Annotated in this window: 2 protein-coding genes; one reads left to right on the top strand and one right to left on the bottom strand. The window is 61.1% G+C overall.

From position 1 onward, the window contains the following. A partial coding sequence (locus Q0216_RS06980) for a hypothetical protein (RefSeq protein WP_298594031.1) occupies positions 1-306 on the top strand: 306 nt, incomplete at its 5' end. Here Q0216_RS06980 and Q0216_RS06975 read toward each other — a convergent pair. Continuing rightward, a partial coding sequence (locus Q0216_RS06975; protein WP_298594030.1) for a DNA polymerase domain-containing protein occupies positions 300-2,320 on the bottom strand: 2,021 nt, incomplete at its 5' end. The two genes, Q0216_RS06980 and Q0216_RS06975, sit on opposite strands and share 7 nt — an antisense overlap.

The following is a 2,320-nucleotide window of genomic DNA, read 5'->3' as shown; positions in this document are numbered from 1 at the left end:
ACCACGTACCCGCAGGGGGCGCACCAGATTGGAAGGCAGGAGTGGCTGAACCAGACATTCCGGGACTCCCCCGTGACATTCAACAAGGGGGAAACCTACTTCGTAGAGTTCACCCCGGTCAGCGGCACGTGGAAAATCGGCAGCATCCTGAACGGCACTCAGTACGGCTTCACTTACCCCGCCGCGCACAGCGAAAGCTGGGGTGAGCACGAGGTCAACGGCAAGTTCATCGGCATCAACTACCGCAGCCAGAACGCCGATGGTGGCAGGGGCTCGGCACTGCCCCTCATGCTGCACCTTCAGTAACTGATGCCCATGGTGGCCAGGGTCTTAATGGCGCGCTGGTAGTACCAGTCACGGTTAAGATCCTGGGGTATTTCCTGGGGCATTTCCATCGCAGGAACTGCCCCTTCGGTATCCGCCACCAGGAAGCCGTTCTTGGCGTAAATCATGTTCCCGGTGTCGGTGCCGTAATACCAGCGCACGTTACCGCCCAGGTACTCCGTGCGCCCATCACCCCACACCTTCACGCACCCGCCGCTCACCTTGCGCACGAACAAAAAGTCGGCCGGCACCATGTGATTATCAATGGTGTCCCGCAGCGGCACCCCCTCCAGCAGCCATCTGCGGATGGCGTAGATAACCACATTGCCGGACGGGTTCTTGTGCAGGCTGCGGGCACTCTTGCCGTCCGCGAACACCAGGATGCCCTTCTCCTTGGTGCTGCCGTCCTCTTTGATGGCAATGTAATTGTTCACGTCCCGTGCAATGTACGCCGCGTACCGGGTCTCTTCCAGTTCCATGCCGGTGTCCTGCTCCCACTGGTGGGTGATGGCTTGCATGGTGTCCTGCAGGTGCCGGGGGCATTTGATAACCACACCATCCGTGTTCCCGCTCACGACGCTGATACCTGCCGCCTCCAGCCTCTCTGCCAGCATCAGCAAACACAGCTGCCCCGTCAGCGTCACCTGAATGAGAAGCTGCGGGCTGTACAGGATGCTATGCCGATTGCCGAACTTGCCGAAGCTACCGTTGATGGTAATCTTGAGGCTGTCGGCCGTTACCTTGTCGCCGTTCTTCTTGGCCTGCACGCGCTGGTCCACAATCCCCTTGTAGACCGTGAGGAAATCCTTGCCCAGCTGCGGTGGGTACAGGCCCAGGCCGAGAATGATGCTTGGGTAGTAGGACGTGACGTCTTTGTCCACCAGCACATGCCCCTCATCGGCATAGTGCGTCATGCCCTTCTCCATGCTGTGCAGGCCGCCGATGCCCAGCTTGTAGATGGTTCGCCCCAGCCGTATGCGGGCCTTCTTCATTACGTCCGGCATTTCCACCTTACCGCTCTCGGCAATACGAAAATCGGCCTGCGTAATCTGCTGTAGCAGCCCCTGCAGCTGTTCACCTTCGTATCGTAGGTAATGGGGTGCCCAGTACCTAACGACGCCCCCAGCGTCCACCTCGGCCCTCTGCGGCCGCTGCCCGGTGTGCCGCGTGTACTCCGCGCCAATGATCGCCTCGGCAATCTGTGCATCGCTCTTGCTGCGCAGGTCCAGCCCCCATTCCGCGCTCATCTTGGCCCGCAGCTCCAGCTGCGGCACCAGCACCTCATACAGCCGCTGCGTGGCCGTCAAGTCCCCCGCCACGTTGTAGTACTTCACGCACAGCATCTGGTCTGCCGTCAGCGTGGTGCCGGGCAAAAACGGCAGGTCTTGCATGCGCGGGCTGTTTGCCCGCCCCCCATAACTCTTCAGACCCGCTTCCAGGGGGGCCACCTCAATCAAGTCGATGGTATTCCACTTTGGCTGCTGCAGGCCGTACCGCTGCAGCACCTGCCACCCGCGCTGCTCGTGCACAATGATGGCTTGCGTCGCTTCGTACAGCGTCTGCGTATCCATACCTGCGCACGCCAGGGCAATCATGGGGCAGTCATAGCGCAGGGAGTTGAACCCCACGGTAAGGAACGTCCCCATCACCCACCGCAGTTTAGGAATGTCCAGCGGCTGCCCTTCGTACATTTCAAAGCACAGCACCCGCCCCGTCTTGTGCTGCAGGAAGCTGACCAGGAAGTAATTCGGGTAGCACTCCACGTCAAAGAACAGCGGCTGCTGCTCCAGCACAGCCTCGGTAAGCTCGTGGTCCGTGAAACTGTGGAATGGCCACGCTTTGGCCTGCTCCAGCCCCGGCAGGTACCCCGGGTCCAACCACGTGGGTTCCGGGGGCACAATGCGCTCGCGCTCCTTGACGGCCTTGACGCGGGGCGGCGGCGTGTCGTCCCAGAAGAGCCCTACAGCATCCGCTCTCATTGGCGCAGGCCAGCAAT

Origin of the sequence: uncultured Rothia sp. (assembly GCF_937976295.1) — a bacterium.
In the GTDB taxonomy this organism is placed as follows: domain Bacteria; phylum Actinomycetota; class Actinomycetes; order Actinomycetales; family Micrococcaceae; genus Rothia.
This window is presented reverse-complemented; position numbering and strand designations above follow the sequence as displayed.